Consider the following 23,141-nt stretch of genomic DNA (forward strand, 5'->3'; position numbering starts at 1 on the left):
AACAAGCTCCTCTCCTCGGCCGCTTACCGGGTTAGCTGACGGGTTCGGGCCGGAGCAGCCCTACCGAGAACATGACCATGGAGGATCGCGATGCCTCCCTCTCGGATTCACCCCAGGGGGCGGTGGGGGTCGCCGGGGTTTCCCCCGTCTCCCACCTTTGGGTCCCCGGTTTCCCGCCGTTCGGACGAAGCGGGAATTAGGCGGTGCGGTCACCGCGTCGCGATGACCGACATTGACGCTGGACACTAGTGCAGTCCAGGTTCCTGCTCAACCAGAACTGCGAATTCTGTTGAGGTTGCACAACCGGCGCATCACGGAGAGATCACGCCTTTGACCGCCGCGCACCCGTGCCGAGCTGCGGTTACCTTCTCTCCGAGTGCCGGCGTCGCGGAAATCCGCAGGTCCGGCACCATGTGGCCCCCGCCGTCCCCCGCCGCCGGGCCGCGCGTACCGGCTGCACCCGGAAGGTGACGCTGTGCGATCTCGGTGGGCAGTTGGCAGTTGTTTCGGACGGCCCGTTATAGGCGACCGGCGGCGGCGAAGGCGGCGAAGGCCGCCCGCCGGCGGGGCGGATACGCTGGCCCCTCATGGAGCAGGCCGCGCAGCCCGGACCAGCCGCAGGCGCGCCCGTCGTCAGGCGGGCCCGCACCTCCGACGTCCGGGCGATCAGGAGATTGGTCGACACCTACTCCGGCGACGGGCCCCGTCTGCTGCGCAAGGCGACGGTGACCCTTTACGAGGACGTCCAGGAATTCTGGGTGGCCGAGCGCGGCGGCGCGGTCGTGGGCTGCGGGGCGCTCCACGTGCTCTGGGAGGACCTGGCGGAGATCCGCACGGTCGCCGTCGACATCGGCTGCCGCGGCCTGGGCATCGGTCACATGATCGTCTCGGCGCTCATCGACGCCGCCCGCGAGCTGGACGTCCAGCGCGTCTTCTGCCTGACCTTCGAGGTCGAGTTCTTCGCCAGGCATGGGTTCGTCCCGATCCAGGGCACGCCGGTGTCGCCGGAGGTCTACGCCGAGCTGCTGGACTCCTACGACGAGGGCGTCGCCGAGTTCCTCGAGCTGGAGCACGTCAAGCCGAACACGCTGGGGAACACGCGCATGTTGCTGCATCTGAGTCCCCGATCTTGACCGCCTGGGTGACGGAATGGAAAGGTGACTGTTGATGCCGCTGTCGCTACCTTGGCAACATCACGGCATGTGCGCCTGACAGAGGCCACGTGCGAAGCCGAAGTGAGGTGACACGGTGAGCACCGGACAGCCGCCGTACCCACGCGATGAGCCGGACGACGGTCATTCGTCATCCGGCTCTCCGCAATATGGGCAGCAGAACCCCCCGGGCATCGATCCGGAGGTGACCGTCGTCCACCGTCCCCAGCCGACCTCCGAGCACGCCGCCTACCCCCAGCAGGGCTACGGCCAGCAGGGAGCGTACGGGCAGCAGGCGGGAACGGGTTCTTACGGGCAGCCGGGCTCCTACGGCCAGCAGCAGGGCGGCACCGGAGCCTACGGCCAGCCCTCCTACCCTCAGCAGCCGCAGGGGCAGGGCTACGGTCAGCAGCAGTACGGCCAGCAGGGGCAGCAGGGGCAGCAGGCATACGGCCAGCAGCAGCAGTACGGCCAGCAGTCCTACGGGCAGTACGGCCAGCAGGACGCCGGGGCCCAGCAGGGCTACGGCCAGCAGGAAGGCCAGCAGGGCTACGGCCAGCAGGCGGCGCAGTCGCCCTATGGGCAGCAGCAGGGCGCGTACGGCCAGCAGGGCCAGGGCTACGGCCAGCAGCAGTACGGCCAGCAGGGCCAGGGCTATGGCCAGCAGGCCCAGTACGGCCAGCAGGAGGCCGCGGCCCAGCAGGGTTACGGTCAGCAGCAGGGCTACGGCCAGCAGCAGGGGCAGTACGGTCAGCAGCCGCAGTACGGGCAGCAGAGCGGTCAGGACCAGCAGGGCGGCCAGTACGGCCAGGCCCAGTACGCCCAGCAGGCGCCTCCGTACGGGGCGGGCTACGGCCAGCAGCAGGGCTATGGCCAGCCGCAGTACGGACAGCAGGGTTATGGCCCCGCGGGTTACCAGCAGGCCTACCCCGCGACCGGCGTGCAGCCTCCGGGCGCCCCCGCGCCGCTGGCCGAGTGGTGGCAGCGCCTCCTCGCCCGCCTCGTGGACATGGTCATCCTCGTGATCCCGTACGTGATCCTGAACTTCGTGCTGGCCGCGATCATCATCACCTCGCCGAGCTTCGATCCCTCCACCGGGGCGATCACCCCGGGAGGCGGGATCTTCCTCGCCAGCCTGCTGACGGCGATCCTGGCCGGGGTGTTCTGGATCGGCTACGAGTTCCTGATGACCAAGCAGCGGGGTCAGACCGTCGGCAAGATCGTCATGGGCATCAAGGTCGTGCCGGTGGGCGGCTCCGTGCAGGGCGGGCTGGCCTCGGACGTGGCGGTCAAGCGCGCCGGCGTCCTGTGGGGCTTCCAGTTGCTCGCGTGGATCCCGGTCGTGGGCCGGATCACGTGGGTGTTCTACCTGGTCAACGTCTTGTGGCAGTTCTGGGACAAGCCGCTCCAGCAGTGTCTGCACGACAAGGTCGCCAACACCGTCGTCGTGAAGATCAAGTAAGTACGCGCGACCGGGGCCGGGGGGCGTTCCTCCGGCCTCGTTTGCGTATTTGAACCGGGCCTCTTCGCCCCTGATGGCGACGAGCTTGGCCAAAAGGTAACGGACATACCCCTACATGCGATAGGACCTTGCACGAACCGCAGCTTCCTTCGCAGTCGCGAAAGGTGATCAAATGACGGCAGAACCACCCCCCGGCGGTCCCTATGACCCGCGGCAGGGGCCGGGCCAGCCATACGGGAACCCCCAGGGCGGAGGCTACGGCGCTCCTCAGCCCGGCTACGGCGACCCCCAGGGTGGCTATGGCGCTCCCCAGGGTGGCTACGACGCTCCGCAGGGCGGGTACGGCGCCCCCCAGGGTTACGGCGCTCCCTACGGTGCTCCCCAGGGCGCTCCGCTTCCTCCCGGCGCCCCCGCGCCGCTCGCCGAGTGGTGGGAGCGGTGGGTCGCGAGGATCATCGACACCCTGATCTTCGGCGTTCTGTACTACATCTTGGGCGCGATCCTCACGCCGCTCTTCGTGCCCTCGACGGAGGAGATTCTCGCCAACCCCGGGCTCGCGGTGGGCTCCACCTTCGTCCCGGGCCTGATCTCGGCGATCATCGCCTACGGCGCGTACGCCGCCTACGACTACGTCCTGCATTCCAAGGACGGCCAGACCATCGGCAAGAAGGTCATGAAGATCCGTCTCGTCGGCGTCGGCGGCGCTCCGGTGGATTCGTCGGCGTTGATGAAGCGCTCGGCTATCTACCCGGGCGTGCTGGTGCTGTACGGCATTCCCTTCCTCGGCTTCCTCGCCGCCATCTTCGTCCTCGTGCTGGGCGTGCTTATCCTCACCGACAAGCCGCTACAGCAGGGCCTGCACGACAAGCTCGCCGGGACGGTTGTGGTCAAGGCTCCCCGCTGAGATCAGCTTTATTGACGGGACGGCCGCGACGCGGCCGTCCCGTCCGTGTTTTCCGGGGCATCACACCTTTCCCGGGCCATCCGGTAAGACGCCTGGAGAGACGGAGAATGCTCTGGAACGGTCCTCGTCCCGCTTTGGCGCCCGCCCCGCAACCCCCGCTGACCTCCTGTGGGGATAGAGTCAGATCGTGACTCCCGGATCGGCCGGCCGTGGTACAGGGCGTGGGAGTCTCGTGTGACAATTAACGCGGGAGGGGCGGCTGAATGCCCCCCCGTGTGGAGCGAGGATCAATGAACGATGTATTGTCCGCGTTGATACCACCCTTGGTGGTCGCCGCGGTGGTCATCATCGCGGTCGTCAAGCTGTTCCGTTCCGAAGCGGGGGGCAGGCGTCAGGAGGCGGAGTCCTCGGAGAAGTCATCTGAGGCCTCTGAGGCTTCTTCCGACTGACCGGCGGGCCCGGCGCCACAGCTCCTCTTGAACCCGCGGGTTCCCTGAATTGTCAGCCGGGGTTACCGGGTATATCTTTGGCTGGCGAATCGAACAATGCTCTGCGAAAGGATTGCCAGATGGCCACGCAGATCCAGAAGATACTCATCGACGACCTCGATGGTGGCGAGGCCAATGAGACTGTCACCTTCGCGATTGATGGCTCCGCTTACGAGATTGACCTGAGCGGCGAAAACGCCAAGAAGCTGCGCGAGGCGCTGTCGGCTTTCGTGTCCAGTGCCCGGCGGGCTGAGGGTGCCACGACGCGGGGTCGCAAGCGGGGCGGCGGTCAGCGTCCGTCTCGGGAAAAGAGCTCGGAGATCAGGGCGTGGGCCAAGGCTCACGGCATCTCTGTCAGTGAGCGCGGTCGTATTGCCTCCTCCGTGGTCGAGCAGTACGAAGCGGCACACTGACGAGCTCTTTGTGGATCACTCGGCTATGGCGGCGGCGCAGGTGAATCGCCGCCATAGCCGCATGATCGTGTTTTTCCGAGCGTGATCGTCCGGGGCGCGGCCCGGGGGTGCACGTAAAACGACGGTGCTAAACGTCGTTCGCTTGCGGCGTAGCGGGAACATGTGACCCCCCAACAGTAGTTGGATGGAGCGTGAACGCCCTGCTCTCGGGGAACGTCTCCTGTCTAGAGCGGTCACCGGTCGGGGCTAGCATGCGGATGCGGCGGGCCCGGATATCCCGAGCTGCCTGACCGCTCTGTGAGGAGCGACGAGATGTTCGAAAGGTTCACTGACCGCGCACGGCGGGTTGTCGTCCTGGCCCAAGAAGAGGCCCGGATGCTCAACCACAACTACATCGGCACTGAGCACATTCTTCTTGGCTTGATCCATGAGGGTGAAGGCGTTGCCGCCAAGGCTCTTGAGAGCCTCGGCATCAGTCTTGAAGGTGTGCGCCAGCAGGTCGAGGAGATCATCGGCCAGGGGCAGTCGGCGCCGTCGGGGCACATTCCGTTCACCCCGCGCGCCAAGAAGGTCCTTGAGCTGTCGCTCCGCGAAGCCTTGCAACTGGGTCACAACTACATCGGCACAGAGCACATCCTCTTGGGCCTCATCCGTGAGGGCGAGGGCGTCGCTGCTCAGGTGCTGGTGAAGCTTGGCGCAGATCTCAACAGAGTGCGCCAGCAGGTCATCCAGTTGCTCCACGGCTACCAGGGCAAGGAGCCGGCCGCCGCGGGAGGCCCGCAGGAGTCCGCGCCGTCGACCTCCCTTGTGCTGGACCAGTTCGGCCGCAACCTGACCCAGGCCGCCCGCGAGGGCAAGCTCGACCCCGTGATCGGGCGCGACAAGGAGATCGAGCGGGTCATGCAGGTCCTGTCCCGCAGGACCAAGAACAACCCCGTTCTGGTCGGCGAGCCCGGCGTCGGCAAGACCGCCGTGGTCGAGGGCCTGTCCCAGAAGATCGTCAAGGGCGAGGTGCCCGAGACGCTGAAGGACAAGCAGCTCTACACGCTCGACCTCGGCGCGCTGGTCGCGGGCTCACGCTACCGCGGTGACTTCGAAGAGCGCCTGAAGAAGGTCCTCAAGGAGATCCGCACCCGCGGCGACATCATCCTGTTCATCGACGAGCTGCACACGCTCGTCGGCGCGGGCGCCGCCGAGGGCGCGATCGACGCCGCCAGCATCCTCAAGCCGATGCTGGCCCGCGGCGAGCTGCAGACCATCGGCGCCACCACGCTCGACGAGTACCGCAAGCACCTGGAGAAGGACGCCGCTCTCGAGCGCCGCTTCCAGCCCATCCAGGTCGCCGAGCCCTCGCTGAGCCACACGATCGAGATCCTCAAGGGTCTGCGCGACCGTTACGAGGCCCACCACCGCGTGACGATCACCGACGCGGCGCTCGTGGCCGCGGCCCAGCTGGCCGACCGCTACATCAGCGACCGCTTCCTGCCCGACAAGGCGATCGACCTCATCGACGAGGCCGGCTCGCGCATGCGCATCCGCCGCATGACCGCGCCGCCGGACCTGCGCGAGTTCGACGAGAAGATCGCCCAGGTGCGCCGCGACAAGGAGTCCGCGATCGACGCGCAGGACTTCGAGAAGGCCGCGGCCCTGCGTGACCAGGAGAAGCAGCTCCAGCTCAAGCGGGACCGCCGCGAGAAGGAGTGGAAGGCCGGCGACATGGACGTCGTCGCCGAGGTCACCGAGGAGCTCATCGCCGAGGTCCTCGCGACGGCCACCGGCATCCCGGTCTTCAAGCTCACCGAGGAGGAGTCCCAGCGGCTGCTCCGCATGGAGGACGAGCTCCACAAGCGCATCATCGGCCAGGACGACGCCATCAAGGGTCTGTCCCGGGCGATCCGCCGCACGCGTGCGGGCCTGAAGGACCCGCGCCGCCCCGGTGGCTCGTTCATCTTCGCCGGCCCGTCCGGCGTCGGTAAGACCGAGCTGTCCAAGGCGCTCGCCGAGTTCCTCTTCGGGGACGAGGACGCGCTGATCATGTTGGACATGTCCGAGTTCATGGAGAAGCACACCGTCTCGCGGCTGTTCGGCTCCCCGCCCGGCTACGTCGGGTACGAGGAGGGCGGCCAGCTCACCGAGAAGGTCCGGCGCAAGCCGTTCTCCGTGGTCCTGTTCGACGAGATCGAGAAGGCCCACCCGGACATCTTCAACTCGCTGCTGCAGATCCTGGAGGACGGTCGCCTGACCGACGCCCAGGGCCGCGTCGTCGACTTCAAGAACACCGTCATCATCATGACGACCAACCTCGGCACCCGCGACATCTCCAAGGGCATCGGGGTCGGGTTCGCGAAGAACAACGACGTCGAGGGCAACTACGACCGGATGAAGGCCAAGGTCCAGGAGGAGCTCAAGCAGCACTTCCGGCCCGAGTTCCTCAACCGCGTCGACGACGTGGTGGTCTTCCACCAGCTCACTCCGACCGAGATCATCAAGATCGTCGATCTGATGCTGGCCCAGGTGGACGCCCGCCTCAAGGACCGCGACATGGGCCTGGAGCTCACGGACGAGGCCAAGCAGGTTCTCGCCGACCGTGGCTACGACCCTGTGCTCGGCGCCCGTCCGCTGCGGCGCACCATCCAGCGCGAGCTGGAGGACACCCTGTCGGAGAAGATCCTCTACGGCGACCTCCGTCCCGGTCAGATCGTCAAGATCGCGATCGAGGGCGAGGGCGACGAGGCCAAGTTCACCTTCGTCGGTGAGCAGAAGGCGCAGGCTGAGATCCCCGACTCGGCGGCCGCCATCGCCGAGCCGGCGAGCAGCCGCGCCGGTGCTTCGGCCAGGCCGGCCGACCGCACGGCGTAGCGACCGCACAGCCGTGATGACCACGCGGCTGTGACGACGGTACGACCGTAGAGGCGAGAACGATCGCGCCTCGACGCGCATGACGCAGGACCCCCCGCGACGCATCGCGGGGGGTCCTCCGTATTTGTTGAGATCATTTTGACCGTTGGCGCTATGACACCACCGCGAGTAGTACTACACTCTGTAGAGCGAATCGGGCCTGAGCCATGCTCGCATGGCTCACAAGATCGACTGAGTACGGTGAGCACGCCGAGATCCCCCCACCGATGTAGCAGGGGATCAACTGCCGGGATGACGCGGCGGCGGGTGCCGGCCGGGCAGACTCGGGCGAGCCGGGGCCGGATTCCTGGCAGGGGGGCAATGCCGCATGCGCTGAGACAGGCGGGTTCGTCGCGGTGATGCCCGACAAGCAAAGTACGCCTGGGAGGCACCCGAGATGCGCCTGTGTCATGAGGACGGCACGCTCGTTCACCTGTCCTACAACGCGGGCGTGCACCCCGCGGAGGATCTGGAGAACCTGATCGCCCACCTCACCCGCTACGCCGTGCCCGTGCGCAAGCGGCTCGGGGTCGACCGGCTGGGCATCGGCATGTGGCTCGCCCCCGGCGTCGTCGACCACCTCGCCGCCGACCGCATCGAGCTGGTGCGGCTGCGCCGCTCGCTGGAGGAGCGCGGCCTTGAGGTCGTCAGCCTCAACGGCGCGGGCGGACGCGGCATGGGCCAGGACAGCCCCGGCCCCGACTGGGCCAAGCCCGAGCGCTACCGCTACACGATGGCGCTGGCGCGCATCCTCGCCTTCCTGCTGCCCGATGACGTCCAGTTCGGCAGCATCTCCACGATCCCGATCGGCTGGCGGCGCGACTGGCCCGCCGACCTGCACGCCATCGCCTCCCGTCGGCTGGACCGGCTGTCGCGCGAGCTGCGCGGCCTGCACAGCGTCACCGGCAAGACCATCAGGGTGGGCTTCCAGCCGTGGCCCGGCTGCGTGCTCGAGACCACCCAGCAGGCGGTCGAGCGGGTGTGCGGCATCGACTCCGAATACCTCGGCGTGTGCCTGGACGCCTGCCACCTGACCTGCGGCGTCGAAGAGCCCGGCGCCGCCCTGCGCGGGCTGGCCGACGCCGGTGCCTCGGTGATCAAGCTCGGCCACGTGCACAACCACACCGGCGAGGCCCCGGCCACCGAGTCGATCCTGGAGAACACCCTGGCCGCCATCCTGTCGGCGCCGACGACCGGCGGCGCCCACATCGAGGTGGAGGCGCACGGCCTGGCCAGCCCCGCCAAGGGCAAGGGCCCCGCCGCCCTCGTCGCCACCCTCGCCGACGAACTCGACTGGACCCGCCGCAACCTGACCGCCCTCGGCCTCAAACTAGCCGCCTGACCCAATCCGCCTCCGTCAGCCCCCCTGATGTGGCCGTCGTGGGATGGTCAGGTGGGGAGGCGGTAGGTGGCGTCGGGGAGGGGCTCGGCGAGGCCGTCGGCGATCAGGGCGTCCAGGGCTCGTTCGCGCTGTACGGCATCGTCCCAGACGGCGTCCAGCGCCGCCTTGGGCACCGCGCCGTGCGCTTCCCGCAGGACCGCGAGCAGGCGTCCCCGGCACTGACGGTCGGTGCCGGCGTAGGTCTGGCCGCGGCGCTCGGGGCCCTCGTAGGCCGGTCGGCCCGCCAGGCGCCAGGCGCAGTCGGCGGCGACCGGGCAGTCGGCGCACCGTGGCGCGCGCGCCGTGCAGACCAGCGCGCCGAGCTCCATGACGGCCACCGCCCAGCGCGGGGCGTCCAGCGGGGGCAGCAGCGACTCGGCCAGCCTGCGCTCGGCCGCCGTGGTCGCCTTCGGCGGGTACTCCTCACCGCGCACCGCCCGGGCCAGCACCCGCCGCACGTTGGTGTCCAGCACGGCGTGACTGCGGCCGAACGCGAAGCTGGCGACCGCGGCGGCGGTGTAGTCGCCGATGCCGGGCAGCCGGCGCAGCTCCTCGTAGTCCGCGGGCACCCGTCCGCCGTGCTCCGAGGTGATGGCACGGGCGCAGGCGTGCAGGTTGAGCGCGCGGCGCGGATATCCGAGGCGTCCCCAGTGGCGTACGGCCTCTCCGGGCGGTTCGGCGGCCAGAGCCTCGGGCGTGGGCCAGCGTCGCATCCATTCGGCCCACACCGGCAGGACACGCACGACGGGCGTCTGCTGCAGCATGATCTCGCTCACCAGGATCGCCCACGGGCCTGCGTCGGGTCGCCGCCAGGGGAGGTCTCTGGCGTTCTCGGCGTACCAGTCGAGGATCGGGGCGTGAAGTCCGGTGGCCACGGCGTCGAGCCTAACGGCCCTCGGGCGGACGGCGGGCTGAGAGGGAGAGCTGAGACGGCGGGCTGGGACGGCGGGCTGGGATGGCGGGCTGGGATGGCGGGCTGGGATGGCGGGCTGGGATGGCGGGCTGGGATGGCGGGCTGGGATGGCGGGCCGGGACCGCGGGCCGGGACGGCGGGCCGGGACGGTGGGCACTGAGGCGGCGGGTTCGGGACGGCGGCGCCGGCTGGGCGCCCGTTCTGCTCGGCTGTGGTGGCGCACAGCCAGAGGGTTATGCCGGGATTGGCGGGAAGTGGGAGGTGACGGGGACCGCGCTGTCGGCGGGTCGTTACCCACATGCGGGTTTGGAAACACCATACTGACTGTATGGATCCGGACACGTTCCGTGGCGACGTCGGTGTCGAGGGGCCCGAGGTCTACTGGCGCCGCCGGGTGTCGGTGCTCACCGGCGCGCTGGTGGTCGTGGCCGTGATCGCGTGGGCCTGCTCCAGCGCCTCAGGGGGTTCCGACGACGTCTCCCCGCGACCGGCGAGCGTGGGGTCCAAGGCGCCGGGCCTGCCTCCGAACACGACGGCGTTGCCCACGCCGACGCCTTCCGCGAGTACGCCGGCGGGGCCCGGGCACGCCTCGGCGCCGCGCAGACCCTCCGCGGGCGCGCATCATGCCCACCGGCCCGGCGACCGGTGCGAGAAGGCCGATCTGGTGGTCAGCCTGCGCGGCCGGGCCGAGGTCTACCCGGCGGGGCGCACGCCCAAATTCCTGCTCACCGTCGTCAACATCGGCCGGGTCGACTGCACCGTGGACGTCGGGCCGCGGGCGATCGAGGTGCGCATCACCTCCGGCGCCGACCGCGTGTGGTCGACCGCCGACTGCGTGAGCGGCGAGGGCTCCGATGTCCGGCGCCTCGCGCGCGGGGTGCCGCACGTGCGCATGCTCGACTGGGATCGGCGCCGGTCGGCGCCCGACTGCCGCGCGGCCCGCCCCGAGGCCCGCGACGGCACCTACGTCGCGACGGCGCGGCTGGGCGGCTTGAAGAGCCCGAAGGTCGTCTTCCACCTCCGCTGAGCGAGCGCCCGTTCCACGCGGTCCAGTCGGGTTTCAGCCGCCGCCTGAGAGGGTCAGACGTAGCGTTCCAGTATGGAGGCCTCGGCCAGGCGGGACAGGCCCTCGCGTACGCTGCGCGCCCGCGACTCGCCGACGCCGCCCACCGACTGCAGGTCGTCGGTGCTGGCCGCCAGGAGCTTCTGAAGGCCGCCGAAATGGTCCACGAGCCGGTCTACGACGCTGACGGGCAGCCGTGGCACCTTGGCCAGCAGACGGAACCCTCGCGGGCTCACCGGGCTCTCCAGAGCCTCCGAGCCGGCGTGGCCGAGCACGTGGGCGACGGCCGTCAGATCGAGCAGGTCGGAGGGGGACAGCAGGTCGAGCTCCGCCAGTGACTCGCCGACCTTGCCCGGCCCGGCGGGCAGGTAGTCGCGCATGATCAGGTCGCGGTCCTCTTCGACGCCGCCGACCAGCTCGGCGAGCTGGAGGGACAGCAGCCGCCCGTCGATGCCGAGCTCGACGACGTACCCCTCGATCTCGCCGGCGATGCGCCGCACCATCTCCAGCCGCTGGACGACCGCGGCGACGTCGCGCACGGTGACAAGATCTTCGATCTCCAGGGCCGACAGCGTGCCGGACACCTCGTCCAGGCGCATCTTGTAGCGCTCGAGCGTGGCCAGCGCCTGGTTGGCCTTCGACAGGATCGCCGCGGACTCCTCCATGACGTAGCGGACGCCGTCGAGGTAGAGGGCGATGATGCGCATGGACTTGCTGATCGAGATGACCGGGTAGCCGGTCTGGCGGGCCACCCGCTGGGCGGTGCGGTGGCGGGTGCCCGACTCGTTGGTGGGCAGCGAGGAGTCGGGGACGAGGTGGACCGCCGCGCGCAGAATCTTCTTGCCGGCGCGGTCGAGCACGATGGCGCCGTCCATCTTGGCCAGCTCGCGCAGACGCGTCGCGGAGAACTCGACGTCGAGCGTGAAACCGCCTGTGCAGACCTCCTCGACCTTCGCGTCGTGGCCGAGGACGATCAGCCCGCCGGTGTGCCCGCGCAGAATGCGCTCCAGGCCGTCACGCAGCTCGGTGCCCGGAGCGAGCATGGCAAGGGTCGATCTTCGCTGTTCGTCGATCCCCTTGTTGGTGTTTGCCACATGGCCCCCGCTGGTCGCTGACGTCGCCCAGTTTACCGGCGAAGCGGTGGCCGTACCCGGACACCGTTCAGGTTACGTGGGTGAGGGCGTCCCATACGTTCTCGGCCTCGGTGACGTCGAAACCTTGGGAGAAGGCCGTCGTGCGGATGGGGGACCGCGAGACGGGCACCGGGCGCAGGGCCTCCTTCGCGTCCGAGATGGCCGGGGCGTCACGGTCGAGGGACCCCGCGGGGACCAGCGCGTGGGTGAACCCCAGGCGGGCCGCCTCGGCGACCCGCCGCCGGATGTCTCTCACCGGGCGCAGCTCGCCGGCCAGGCCCACCTCGCCGAGCACGACCAGGCCGGGCGGCAGCGGACGGTCGCCCGCGGCGCTCGCGACCGCGAGCATCACGGCCAGATCGACCGCCGGGTCGTTCAGCCGGATGCCGCCGACCGTCGCGGTGAACACGTCGCAGCCGCTCAGCCTGGCGTTCAGCCGGCGTTCGAGCACCGCCAGGATCATCGTGACGCGGAACGGGTCGAGGCCGGAGGACGACCGGCGGGGCTGCTGGGCCTCGGTGGGGCCGACCAGCGCCTGCACCTCGGCGGGCAGCGGGCGGGTGCCCTCGACGGTCACGGTGACGCAGGTGCCGGGGACCGGCTCGGAACGCCGCGACACGAACAGCCCGCTCGGGTCGGGCAGGCCGCGGATGCCGGCCTCGTCGAGGTCGAAGCAGCCGACCTCGTCGGTGGGGCCGAAGCGGTTCTTGATGCAGCGGACCATGCGCAGCCGGGAGTGGCGGTCCCCCTCGAAGTGCAGCACGACGTCGACCAGGTGCTCTAGCACGCGAGGGCCGGCGATCGAGCCGTCCTTGGTGACGTGGCCGACCAGCACCGTGGACATGCCGCGCTCTTTGGCCAGCCGGACGAGGTTGCCGGTGACCTCGCGCACCTGGGTGACGCCGCCGGGCACGCCGGTCGCCTGGGACGAGCCGATGGTCTGCACGGAGTCGACGATGAGCAGCCGCGGCTGGACCTTCTCGACGTGGCTCACCAGGGCCGCGAGGTCGGTCTCTGCCGCCAGGTAGAGATGCTCCTGGATGGCGCCGATGCGGTCGGCGCGCATGCGCACCTGGGCGGTGGACTCTTCGCCGGTGACGTAGAGCACCGTCTCGTGGCGGGCGGTGCTGGCCGCGGCCTCCAGCAGCAGGGTGGACTTGCCGATGCCGGGCTCTCCGGCCAGCAGGACGACGGCGCCGGGGACCAGGCCGCCCCCGAGCACGCGGTCGAGCTCGCCGACGCCGGTGGTGCGCGCACGGGCGAACTCGGCCTTGACCTGGCCGATCGGCAGGGCGGGCGCGGTGACCGCCCCGCCCTGGACGACGTGGACGCCGGCGCGCGCGCCCTCTTCGTCGACCGTGCCCCAGGACTGGCACTCACCGCACCGGCCCACCCACTTGGTGGTGCGCCAGCCGCATTCGGTGCAGCGGTAGCCGGCCTTCTGCGTCTTGGTCATGCGGGGCACGCTATCGGCCCGGACCGACAAACTTCACCGGCTCCCGTGCCGACGAGTCGCACGCCGCCGGTCAGAACAAGATCGGTCAGAACTGGCCTTCCAGGTCGGCGAGCAGCATGCGCTTGGGCTTGGCGCCGATGACCTGGCGCACGACCTCGCCGTCCCGGTAGAGGTTCAGGGTCGGAAAGCCCATCACCCCATAGCGGGACGCGATCTCGGGGTAGTCCTCGGCGTTCAGCTTGGCCACGGTGAGCCGCTCGCCGTACTCATCGGCGATCTCCTCCAGCACCGGGGCCACCATGCGGCACGGCGGGCACCACTCGGTCCAGAAGTCCACCAGCACCGGCTTGTCGCTGCGCAGGACCTGCTCGTCGAAGTTCTCCGCGGTCAGTGTGATCATCGTTTCGTTCCTCCGGTTCTCAGTTCGCATCCCGGGCACGCCTCGGCGAGCTGTGCCGCCACCTCGGCGCGGCGTTCCAGCAAGGTGCGGATCTGGCCGTCTATCTCGGCGAGCTTGCGCCGGTAGACCTCGACGGACTCCGGGCATGCGTCGCCCGACTCGTGGCCGGCCCGCAGGCACTCCACGAACGGGCGGGCGTCCTCCAGAGTGAAGCCCACGGTCAGCAGCGAGCGGATCTCGGTGACGAGCTTGAGGTCGGACTCGTCGTAGTCCCGGTAGCCGTTGGTCGAGCGGCGGGCCGGAAGCAGCCCCTGCTGCTCGTAGTAGCGCAGCGCCCGCGTGCTCACCCCCGCCTGCCTCGCCAGCTCTCCGATGCGCATGGGCCCTCCCTGATCCGCGCTCACGCTAACCCTTGACGTCAACGTCAAGGTCAAGCCTTCGCGTCCCGGACCGCCCGGACGCGGCGCCCAACGCCGTCCGAGAGGGGGAAGAAGACCGGGCCGCCGTCCGCCAGGGGGAAGGAGAGCGGCGAGCGGGTCAGTAGAGGCGCCAGCGCAGGACGTTGGGGTAGTCGAGCTCCAGCCCCGGGATGCGCGCGATGGCCTCCTCGGCGACGGCCGGGGCGAACTCGATGCGCAGGACGGCCTCCAGGTCGGCGCGGGAGGTGAAGACCATGCGCAGGTCGAGCTCGTCGCGCCGCCAGCCCTGACGCGACCAGAAGGCCTCCACGTCCGCCGCGGAGTACGACGGCACCGTGCGGCTGAACCAGTCGCCGAACGCCCCGCGCGTCGCGTCCAGGTCGACCACGAACGCGGCGCCGCCGCGCCGGACGACCCGGGAGAGCTCGCGCAGCCCCGGCTCGCACCCGGGGCCGAAGAAGTACGCCCACCGCGCCACCGCCACGTCGACGGAGGCGTCGGGCACCGGCAGGGCCTGGGCGGTGGCCGTGCGGACCGAGACGCGCCGCAGGCCCCGGCAGCGCTCGGCCGCCAGCGCCGCCAGGCCCGAGTGCGGCTCCACGCCGATGACCTCGCGGGCGGTGGCGGCGTAGGAGGGCAGGTGGTAGCCGGTGCCGCAGCCGATGTCCAGGACGACCGCGCCCGTCCACGGCCGGATGGCCGAGATCGCGGCGTCCACGGCCCCCTCGGGGTCGACGGCGCGGTTCTCCAGCTCATAGGTGCGGGGGGAGTTCCAGATGTTCGGGCTCGGTATGGCCCCCTCGACGATCCGCGCCATGCAGACACCGTAGACCAGGCAGGATGCCGCTCGGGCCGATGTGATCCTGCTTCCATCGCGGGTTGCGGAGCGCCACCTGGCCGTGACCCGCCTTAGGCTGGCAGATGTGACCGACGTCATCCGAGTCCCTAACGCCAAGATCGCCCTGTCCACCGCGTCGGTGTATCCGGAGCGCACCCCGGACGCCTTCGAGCTGGCCGCGCGCCTGGGGTACGACGGTGTGGAGGTCATGGTGGGCGCCGACCCGGTGAGCCAGGACATCGACGTGCTCGAACGGCTCATCGACCACTACCAGATCCCGGTGCTGGCGGTGCACGCCCCGTGCCTGCTCGTCACCCAGCGGGTGTGGGGCCGCGACCCGTGGGCCAAGCTCGTGCGGGCGCAGAAGGCCGCCGAGCGCCTCGGCGCGCGCACGGTCGTGGTCCACCCGCCGTTCCGCTGGCAGCGCGACTATGCCCGCGACTTCGAGACCGGCCTCGCGCGCATCCGCGACGAGACCGACGTGGTGTTCGCGGTGGAGAACATGTTCCCGCTGCGCGCCCGCGGCGCCGAGGTCGTCCCCTACTCCCCGGGGTGGGACCCGGTCGACCAGGACTACCCGCAGGTCACACTCGACCTGTCGCACACCGCGGTCTCCGGCTCCGACGCGCTGGAGATGGCAGAGAAGCTCGGCGACCGTCTGGCGCACCTGCACCTGGCCGACGGCGTGGGCACCACCAACAAGGACGAGCACCTGGTGCCGGGCAGGGGCGCCCAGCCCTGCGCGCGCATCCTCGAACGCCTCGCCACCGCCGGGTACGGCGGTCTCATCGTCCTTGAGATCAACACCCGCAAGGCCGCCGGTCGCACCGAGCGCATCGACGATCTGGCCGAGGGGCTGGCCTTCGCCCGGCTGCACTTCGCCGCCTCCTCGACGACATGATCCGGCGGACGCCATGAGCGATGGCGCCCGGCCACGTCCACCCGGTGACGGCCTGGCGGAAGGGGCCGCGGTGAGCACGACGGGCACGGCGGGGACGGAGGGGACGGAGGGCGGAGCGGTGGGCGCGGCGCACGAGGCAGGCCCGCCGAGCGCGGCGCCCGGCGGGCGGCGGCCGGGCCGCCGGCGCGGGTCGGCGGACACCAAGGGGCAGATCGTCGCCGCGGCGCGCAAGATCTTCGCGGAGAAGGGCTTCGACAAGGCGACGATCAGGGGCATCGCCCGGGAGGCCGCGGTCGACCCCGCCCTGGTCCACCACTACTTCGACACCAAGGAAGGCATCTTCGTCGAGGCGATGCGGCTGCCGGTCGACCCGGCGCAGGCGATCCCGCTCATCCTCGAAGGCCCGCGCGCCGAGATCGGCGAGCGCGTGGTCCGCTTCCTGCTGACCATGACGGCCTCCGCGGACGACCGCGAGCCGATCATCGCGCTGGTGCGCAGTGCGATGACCAACGAGCAGGCCGCCGTGATGATCCGCGAGTTCTTCACGATGGCGGTCTTCAACCGGGTGGTGGAGGGGCTCGGCATCTCCCCGGTGCGCATGGAGGTGGCGTTCGCCCAGATGTTTGGCGTGGTCATGATGCGGTATGTCCTCCGGTTGGAACCGCTGGCTTCCGCTGAGATCGATGAACTGGTGGCGATCGTGGCCCCGACGATCCAGCGTTACCTGGGCGGCGACTGACCGGCGATCGGCAGAGCTTTTTCCAGAGCATTGTTCTAATATCGGGTTCCACGAAGACGGCCGCCCCCCGTGTGCCGCCGGTTAAGTTACCGGCGAGTATCATTCGGGTGGCCAGGCCGTCATGCTGGACGACTGGTATGTCTACGCTGGGCAGCCGACGCCATAGTTTGGAGGACCCGTGCTCCTTGTAGCGATCATCGGGCTGGCGATGACCGCCGTGGCGGTGACGCTCGCAGGCCGCCGCGTGCGCTGGCTGTACAGCCTCGCCACCAGCGGCCAGCCCGCTCCTGAGCGGGTGCGGTACGCCAAGGAGAACCTCGGCGCCGAGATCAGGGCGCAGCTCGTCGAGGTGTTCGCCCAGAAGAAGCTGCTGAAGTGGACGCCGTCGGGCGTCGCCCACTTCGTGGTCTTCTGGGCATTCGTCATCCTGGCCACGGTCTACCTGGAGGCGTACGGGGCGCTGATCCAGGGCGCGGTGACCGGCACGCCGGACTTCCACATCCCGCTGGTCGGCACCTGGTCCGTGCTGGGCTTCCTCCAGGACCTCATCGCCGTCGCCTGTCTCGCCGGCCTGGCGCTGTTCGCGGCCATCCGCGTCAAGAACTCGCCGAAGAAGCTCGGCCGCGACTCGCGGTTCTCCGGCTCCCACCTGGGCGGCGCGTGGCTGATCCTCTTCATGATCTTCAACGTGATCTGGTCGCTGTTCCTGTTCCGCGGCGCGGCGATCAACACCGGCAACTTCCCCTACCGCTCAGGCGCCTTCGCCTCCGACGCCGCCGCGGCACTGCTGCGCCCGCTCGGCGAGTCCGCCAACGAGGCGCTGGAGAAGGCCGGCCTGCTGCTGCACATCGGCGTCATGCTGGTGTTCCTGGTCATCGTGGTGAACTCCAAGCACCTGCACATCTTCACCGCGCCGCTGAACGTGGCCTTCTCCCGCCGCCCCGACGGCCTCGGCGCGGTGCCCGAGATGCGCAGCAACGGCAAGGTGCTGGACTTCGAGGAGGCCGACCCCGACACCGACGTCTTCGGCCGCGGCAAGATCGAGGACACCAGCTGGAAGGGCTTCCTCGACTTCTACACCTGCACCGAGTGCGGCCGCTGCCAGTCGCAGTGCCCGGCGTGGAACACCGACAAGCCGCTCTCGCCCAAGATGCTGATCCTCGACCAGCGCGACCACGCCATGGCCATCGCGCCGTACCTGCTCGCCACCGAGGAGGAGCGCGCCGACCTGCCCGAGGACGTCCTGGCGCTGGCCGGCAAGCCGCTGGTCGGCGAGGACGGCGTCATCCACCCCGACGTGCTGTGGTCGTGCACCAACTGTGGCGCGTGCGTCGAGCAGTGCCCGGTGGACATCGAGCACATCGACCACATCATGGACATGCGGCGCTACCAGGTCATGATCGAGTCGAGCTTCCCCTCCGAGGCGGGCGTCATGCTCAAGAACCTCGAGAACAAGGGGAACCCGTGGGGCGTCTCCGAGATGAAGCGCGCCGAGTGGATCGAGGAGCTCGCCTCCCGCGAGGTCGACCCGATCGAGGTCCAGGTCATCGACGAGAAGGTTCCCGACGATCTCGAATACCTCTTCTGGGTCGGTTGCGCCGGAGCGCTGGAGGACCGCGCGAAGAAGACCACCAAGGCGGTCGCCGAACTGCTGCACATCGCCGGGGTGAAGTTCGGCGTGCTCGGCCCGATGGAGGCCTGCTCGGGCGACCCGGCCCGGCGGCTGGGCATGGAGTTCCTGTTCAACATGCTCGCCCAGCAGAACATCGAGACGCTGAACGAGGCCGGGGTCAAGAAGATCGTCGCCACCTGCCCGCACTGCTTCAACACCCTGGCGAACGAGTACCCGCAGCTCGGCGGCACCTTCGAGGTCGTCCACCACACCCAGCTGCTCGCCAAGCTGGTCGAGGAGGGCAGGCTCACCCCGATCACACCCATCGAGGAGAAGATCACCTACCACGACCCGTGCTTCCTCGGCCGCCACAACAAGGTGTACGCCCAGCCGCGCGACATCATGGCCAAGGTGCCCGGCGTCCAGACCCAGGAGATGCACCGCTGCAAGGACCGCGGCTTCTGCTGCGGCGCGGGCGGCGCGCGCATGTGGATGGAAGAGCGCATCGGCAAGCGCATCAACACCGAGAGGGTGGACGAGGCGCTGACCACCGATCCCGACACCGTCTCGACCGCCTGCCCGTTCTGCCTGGTCATGCTGGGTGACGCCATCAACGAGAAGAAGAACGGCGGCCAGGCCAAGGAGTCGCTGGAGGTCGTGGACGTCGCACAGTTGCTGATCACCTCCGTGAAGGGGCGGCCGGTCAAGGCGTGAGCCGCGGGAACGGCCTGCTCATGCGCGGGAACGGCCCTGCCCGTGGGGTGATGGGCAGGGCCCGGAAACCTTTCTCCACATAACGGGGAAATCACGGTAACCTCAACGCGGGGCTCGATCGACGGGGAGGGTGCGCGGTGCGCGTTGTCGTTACCGATGCAGAGGTCACCTTGGCCGACGTCCTCTCGCTCCGCCTCTCCATCGAGCAGCCCCTCGCCGACGGCACGCGGCTCGTCCTCCGCCAGCGGGGCACGGGCGCCGAGGCCAAAGTGGTGCTCGGCACGCCGGGAGCCGAGGCGCGCGACGCCTCGGTCGCGGTGTCGCTGACGCCGCTGGAGCTGGCCCCCGGCCGGTGGGACGCCTACCTCGAACACGACGGACGTCCCGCCGGCGACGATCCGGGCGGCCGCACCCGCATGCATTGCGTCGACCCGGGGTTCTCCCTCGACCGGCTGGACGCCTACGCGCTGAGCCGCCGCACCCTGGCCTATCGCGCCTACCGCACCCTCAACGGCTACCTGGCGCTGAAGATCTCCCCGGCCGAGCCGGTGGCCGACGTGCGGGCGGTGTGGTTCCGCGAGGGCCGTTTCGAGGTCACGGGGCTGCTGGCCTACACCGGCTTCGACGACGACGACGCCCACCGCACGGCCCGTCTGGCGCTGCGCAGCACCTCGGGCCCCGAGACGGCGGTGACCGCCGCGGCCACCGTCCAGGGCGTGCGCTTCCACGCCGCGCTGTCGCTGTGCGACGTGATCGCCGCGACGCCGGAGTACGAAGGGCTGTGGACGCCGTCCCTGGAGGTGGACGGGCTGGCGGAGCCCATCCCCCTCGGGGGGCGCATCGACGACGTCGACGGCAAGCGCCGCCGCGTGCACTATCCCGATACCAGCGTCGACGGCGTGCCGGTCCGGCCGTGCTACACGGTGGACGACGAGCTCCGTCTCGAGGTGGGCGGATGAAGATCTGCTTCCTGGTCCCCTCCGCGTACGGCATGCGCGGCGACACGCGGGCCGTGCTCAACCTCGCCACCGAGCTGGCCGCCCGGCACGAGGTCGAGATCATCAGCGTCCGCAGGGTGCGCGAGGCGCCGTTCTTCCCGGTGGACCCGCGCATCTCGCTGCGCTGGCTGGTCGACGCGCGCCCCGGCGTACGCCATCTGCTGCCGCGCGGGCAGATGCGCACCGACGTGACGCTCTGGCGCACCCTGCGCACCCTGCGCGCGGAGGTGCTGGTGACCACCAGGCCGGGCCTCAGCGTCCAGGCCGCCCGGCATGTGCCGCGCGAGACCGTGCGCATCGCCCGCGAGTGGAGCCGTCCGGCCGTGCCCGCGCCGGTCCGGCGCTTCTACCCCAAGCTGGACGCGGTGGTGGCCTCCACCGAGGCGACCGGGGCGGAGATGACCCGCCTGCTGGACGGCGCCTGCGACCCGCCGGTGCTCGTGGTGCCCGACGCGCTGCCGCCCGCGCCCTGGCCGCGTTCGCGTATGGACAACCGCGTCGTGTCGGCGGGCGGGCGGTGGCTGCCGGGCAAGGCGTTCGACCGGCTCATCCGGGCCTTCGCCATCGTGGCCGACAAGCGCCCCGACTGGCGGCTGCGCCTGTACGGCGGCGGCCCCGAGGAGAAGCGGCTGCGCGCGCTGGTCGGCGAGCTGAACCTGCACAACAACGTGTACTTCATGGGCACCACGCCCGACCTGCAGGGGGAGTTCGCCAAGGCGTCCATCGTGGCGGTGACCTCCCACACCGAGACGCCGGGCATGACGGTGATCGAGGCGCTCGCGTGCGGCGTCCCCGTGGTCGGCTTCGACGGCGCCCGGGGGTTCGGCGAGTTCGTGACGCCGGGCCGCGACAGCGTGCTGGTGCCCGCGGGCGAGGGCGAGATCGGCGCGTACGCCTCGGCGCTGCTGGCGCTGATCGACGACGAGCGCCGTCGCATGGTGCTCGCGGCGGGGGCGAGGGAGTCGGCCGCCGGGCACGCCGCGCCCGTCATCGCCGCCCGCTGGGAGACGCTGGTGGAGGGCCTGCGGCCCCGCGCCTGAGCGCCACGGCGCGCATACCCTGAGCAGGTATCGTGGACGGTATGCATGGTTACAGCGGGGACAAGCAGGCCTATCTGACCAGGCTGCGGCGCATCGAAGGTCAGATCCGCGGGTTGCAGCGCATGGTCGAGGAGGATTCCTACTGCATCGACGTCCTCACGCAGGTGTCGGCCGCCACGCGCGCCCTGCAGGCGGTGGCGCTGGGGTTGCTGGAGGACCACATCGGGCACTGCGTGAAGGACGCCATCAACGCCGGCGGGCCCGAGGCCGAGGAGAAGGTCAAGGAGGCCTCGGCGGCCATAGCGAGGCTAGTGCGCTCGTAGCGGCCGGCGGCGGACGTCCGGCCCGGGCGGACTAGTCCATCGGGAGCAACGGGGAGCGCCTGTCACAAAACCGTCCCGAACCCCAGGGGAGTCCGGGACCAGTTCTGCAAGCTACTTCAGTGGCTCACCGAAGTTCGCAACCCGAGCGCGTTGTCGAGCTCATCCAACGTCAGCTCTCGCTCGCTGACAGCGACGGCGCTGAGCACCTCCGCGTAGAGCGCGATCTCGTCCAACGCGACACGGTCATGGACTCGTGAGTCCAGATAATCGTGCCCCACCGCGTCGTCCTTCCTTCCGCAGCCCACACCCTCTTCGAGGTTACGACCGGGTGGCTTTCGACGACATGGCCCATCAGGACCATTCGCCGGACCCTCTCGTGTCCCCGTGGAACCATTTCCCCGTTCCGAGATCACAATTCCGTCAAACCCGCAGATCAGGGGGCGGGGAATGATATACGCGGGGTAAGCATGAAATAACCTCATAAACCGTTTAGGGCGGGCCGGTTGGATCAGGAGTGGCGTATCCATTCCGCTGAGGTCGCTGGGACGGCGGGCGCCGGGTCGTCGCGCTCGTGGATCAAGCAGGTCACCGTCGCCGAGGACGTGGGGAAGCCGCGCGGCGGCGGCGCCGTCCCCGTCAGGCGGCACCAGGCCAGCCCCGTCGCGTAACCCGCGCCCAGCAGAGCCGCGGCCGAGGCCCGGTCGGGCGGCCGCAACGCGGCCGGCGGCTCGCCGTCGCGCGGCCAGCAGCCCCGCAGCGGATGAGCCGGATCGGTGAGCGCCACGTGGTAGGCCCGCCGCGACTCGGGGTCGAGCCATTTGTGGAGCAGTGGCGCCACGGCAGGCGCCACGGCCTGGACGTCGGCCGCGAGCAGCGAGGCGGCCACCGCCCGCGGGTCGGCCCCATGGGAGCACGAGAACGACAGCGCCTCCACCAGGTCGTACAGCACGTGCCGGAAGTGCTCGCCGGGCGAGCGCTCGGCCACCAGCGCGCCTTCCAGGTGCGGCGGGCAGCGCGCCAGCCACGCCCGCCGCGCCGTCTCGGCGTCCTGGGCCGGGTGGTCCAGCCACGGCCGCGCCCGCAGCGGCTCGACCATCGCCAGCAGCGCGGCGGCGCGGGGAGCGAACCTGGGGTCGGCGAGCAGCACGCGCGCGGTGTCGGTGACATGCCCGGCCACGCGCACCGCGGCGCCCGCGCCGCGCGCGAGCCGCTCGGTGTACAGGGCGGTCAGCGCGGACAGCGGCAGGGGAGGCAGCCAGCGCACCCAGTCGTCCCCCGGCAGCGGGCGGGACAGGAACTCCCCGAACATGGACAGCAGCACCTCGTTGCCGTCGAACGCCGGAGCGTACGCGCACCACATGACGGTCCCCCACATGGCGGCCACCGGCGCGGTGACGTCCGGGTGGAACAGCTCGCGCAGCGGCCCGGTGGCGAAGGCCGGCTCCTCCTCCCTGGTCGCGCAGGCGACGCCCAGCAGCGTCCTGACGCGCTCGGTCAGGTCGCGGGGCACGTCCGGGCCGACGAAGGCCTGTGTGGAGCCGCGGTCGAAGGCCAGGTCGGCGACCGACGGCAGCAGCTCCTCAGGGACCGGCGGTGCGGGCTGGGCCGGCCGCGCGGCGGCGCGGGCCAGGGGTGCGGCGGGAGGCGCCGACAGGTGCCACAGCCCTTCGTCCGGGTCGTGCCGGTGCCAGCGGGCGCGCGCGCCGAACAGCCAGCAGCCGCCGTCACGGGTGCGCAGCAGGCGGGCCGCCATCGCCTGCGCCTGCGTGGGTGCGGGGACGTCCGCCCAGCGCGGGTCGGCGACCATGGCGCGGACATCCCGCTCGATCGCCTCGAAAGGGTCCCACTGCACGGCCGCCATGCTACTGGGGGCAGGTCACGAGGACCTGGGACCA

At 70.3% G+C, this 23,141-nt stretch carries 20 protein-coding genes and 1 riboswitch; of the genes, 13 read left to right on the plus strand and 7 right to left on the minus strand.

The window, feature by feature from the left end; genetic code table 11:
• Positions 1–4: 4 nt before the first annotated feature.
• Positions 5–202: riboswitch (cyclic di-AMP (ydaO/yuaA leader) on the minus strand.
• A 385-nt stretch (positions 203–587) separates the two neighbouring features.
• The 6 genes from ACZ6QO_RS34570 (at position 588) to ACZ6QO_RS34595 (ending at position 8,658) form a co-directional block, all read left to right on the plus strand.
• Positions 588–1,133, plus strand: coding sequence for an amino-acid N-acetyltransferase (locus ACZ6QO_RS34570; protein WP_465857160.1), 546 nt, complete (start codon positions 588–590; stop codon positions 1,131–1,133).
• A gap of 223 nt (positions 1,134–1,356) precedes the next feature.
• Entirely contained in the window at positions 1,357–2,613 is a 1,257-nt protein-coding gene (locus ACZ6QO_RS34575; RefSeq protein WP_465857162.1) for an RDD family protein, read from the plus strand.
• Between the two features lie 172 nt (positions 2,614–2,785).
• Positions 2,786–3,517 carry an RDD family protein gene (locus ACZ6QO_RS34580; RefSeq protein ID WP_465857164.1) on the plus strand — a complete coding sequence of 244 codons (732 nt, stop codon included), beginning with the start codon at positions 2,786–2,788 and terminating at the stop codon, positions 3,515–3,517.
• A gap of 568 nt (positions 3,518–4,085) precedes the next feature.
• Positions 4,086–4,418: a histone-like nucleoid-structuring protein Lsr2 gene (locus tag ACZ6QO_RS34585; RefSeq protein ID WP_380843489.1), complete on the plus strand. Its 333-nt coding sequence runs from the start codon at positions 4,086–4,088 to the stop codon at positions 4,416–4,418.
• Positions 4,419–4,730: 312 nt separating this feature from the next.
• Entirely contained in the window at positions 4,731–7,277 is a 2,547-nt protein-coding gene (locus tag ACZ6QO_RS34590; protein WP_465857167.1) for an ATP-dependent Clp protease ATP-binding subunit, read from the plus strand.
• Between the two features lie 436 nt (positions 7,278–7,713).
• Complete coding sequence (locus ACZ6QO_RS34595; protein ID WP_465857169.1) at positions 7,714–8,658, plus strand: sugar phosphate isomerase/epimerase family protein; 945 nt, start codon at positions 7,714–7,716, stop codon at positions 8,656–8,658.
• A 47-nt stretch (positions 8,659–8,705) separates the two neighbouring features.
• On the opposite strand, the gene ACZ6QO_RS34600 is transcribed toward ACZ6QO_RS34595, so the two are convergent.
• Complete coding sequence (locus ACZ6QO_RS34600) at positions 8,706–9,572, minus strand: HhH-GPD family protein (protein WP_465857171.1); 867 nt, start codon at positions 9,570–9,572, stop codon at positions 8,706–8,708.
• Positions 9,573–9,938: 366 nt separating this feature from the next.
• Between ACZ6QO_RS34600 and ACZ6QO_RS34605 the strand changes: the two genes are divergently transcribed.
• Positions 9,939–10,637, plus strand: coding sequence for a hypothetical protein (locus ACZ6QO_RS34605; protein ID WP_465857173.1), 699 nt, complete (start codon positions 9,939–9,941; stop codon positions 10,635–10,637).
• Positions 10,638–10,690: 53 nt separating this feature from the next.
• On the opposite strand, the gene disA is transcribed toward ACZ6QO_RS34605, so the two are convergent.
• From disA to ACZ6QO_RS34630, 5 genes are all read right to left on the minus strand, one after another.
• Positions 10,691–11,767, minus strand: a complete 1,077-nt coding sequence (disA, locus tag ACZ6QO_RS34610; protein WP_465857174.1) for a DNA integrity scanning diadenylate cyclase DisA — start codon at positions 11,765–11,767, stop codon at positions 10,691–10,693.
• Between the two features lie 67 nt (positions 11,768–11,834).
• A complete protein-coding gene (gene radA, locus ACZ6QO_RS34615; RefSeq protein ID WP_465857176.1) occupies positions 11,835–13,262 on the minus strand; it encodes a DNA repair protein RadA in 1,428 nt (475 codons plus the stop codon).
• An 85-nt stretch (positions 13,263–13,347) separates the two neighbouring features.
• The gene (gene trxA / locus ACZ6QO_RS34620) at positions 13,348–13,662 is read right to left on the minus strand and encodes a thioredoxin (RefSeq protein WP_465857178.1); all 315 of its coding nucleotides are present in this window, start codon (positions 13,660–13,662) and stop codon (positions 13,348–13,350) included.
• Complete coding sequence (locus tag ACZ6QO_RS34625; RefSeq protein WP_465857180.1) at positions 13,659–14,042, minus strand: MerR family transcriptional regulator; 384 nt, start codon at positions 14,040–14,042, stop codon at positions 13,659–13,661. The genes trxA and ACZ6QO_RS34625 overlap by 4 nt, the downstream gene beginning before the upstream one ends.
• A 157-nt stretch (positions 14,043–14,199) precedes the next feature.
• On the minus strand, positions 14,200–14,898 hold the full coding sequence (locus tag ACZ6QO_RS34630; RefSeq protein WP_465857182.1) for a class I SAM-dependent methyltransferase: 699 nt from the start codon (positions 14,896–14,898) through the stop codon (positions 14,200–14,202).
• 106 nt (positions 14,899–15,004) lie between these two features.
• On the opposite strand from ACZ6QO_RS34630, the gene ACZ6QO_RS34635 reads away from it, so the two are divergent.
• The 6 genes from ACZ6QO_RS34635 (at position 15,005) to ACZ6QO_RS34660 (ending at position 21,246) form a co-directional block, all read left to right on the plus strand.
• On the plus strand, positions 15,005–15,820 hold the full coding sequence (locus ACZ6QO_RS34635; protein WP_465857183.1) for a sugar phosphate isomerase/epimerase family protein: 816 nt from the start codon (positions 15,005–15,007) through the stop codon (positions 15,818–15,820).
• Positions 15,821–15,890: 70 nt separating this feature from the next.
• Entirely contained in the window at positions 15,891–16,559 is a 669-nt protein-coding gene (locus ACZ6QO_RS34640) for a TetR/AcrR family transcriptional regulator (RefSeq protein ID WP_465857185.1), read from the plus strand.
• A gap of 178 nt (positions 16,560–16,737) precedes the next feature.
• Positions 16,738–18,885 (plus strand): (Fe-S)-binding protein, encoded by a 2,148-nt coding sequence (locus ACZ6QO_RS34645; RefSeq protein ID WP_465857187.1) that lies wholly within the window; start codon positions 16,738–16,740, stop codon positions 18,883–18,885.
• 137 nt (positions 18,886–19,022) lie between these two features.
• Positions 19,023–19,844, plus strand: coding sequence for a hypothetical protein (locus ACZ6QO_RS34650; RefSeq protein ID WP_465857189.1), 822 nt, complete (start codon positions 19,023–19,025; stop codon positions 19,842–19,844).
• Positions 19,841–20,923 carry a glycosyltransferase gene (locus tag ACZ6QO_RS34655; RefSeq protein WP_465857191.1) on the plus strand — a complete coding sequence of 361 codons (1,083 nt, stop codon included), beginning with the start codon at positions 19,841–19,843 and terminating at the stop codon, positions 20,921–20,923. Before ACZ6QO_RS34650 ends, ACZ6QO_RS34655 begins: the two co-directional genes overlap by 4 nt.
• Before the next feature lie 41 nt (positions 20,924–20,964).
• Positions 20,965–21,246, plus strand: a complete 282-nt coding sequence (locus tag ACZ6QO_RS34660) for a metal-sensitive transcriptional regulator (RefSeq protein ID WP_465857193.1) — start codon at positions 20,965–20,967, stop codon at positions 21,244–21,246.
• 508 nt (positions 21,247–21,754) lie between these two features.
• Here ACZ6QO_RS34660 and ACZ6QO_RS34665 read toward each other — a convergent pair.
• Positions 21,755–23,107 (minus strand): hypothetical protein, encoded by a 1,353-nt coding sequence (locus ACZ6QO_RS34665; RefSeq protein WP_465857195.1) that lies wholly within the window; start codon positions 23,105–23,107, stop codon positions 21,755–21,757.
• Positions 23,108–23,141 lie beyond the last annotated feature (34 nt).

This window comes from Sphaerisporangium sp. NPDC049457 (assembly GCF_055586705.1).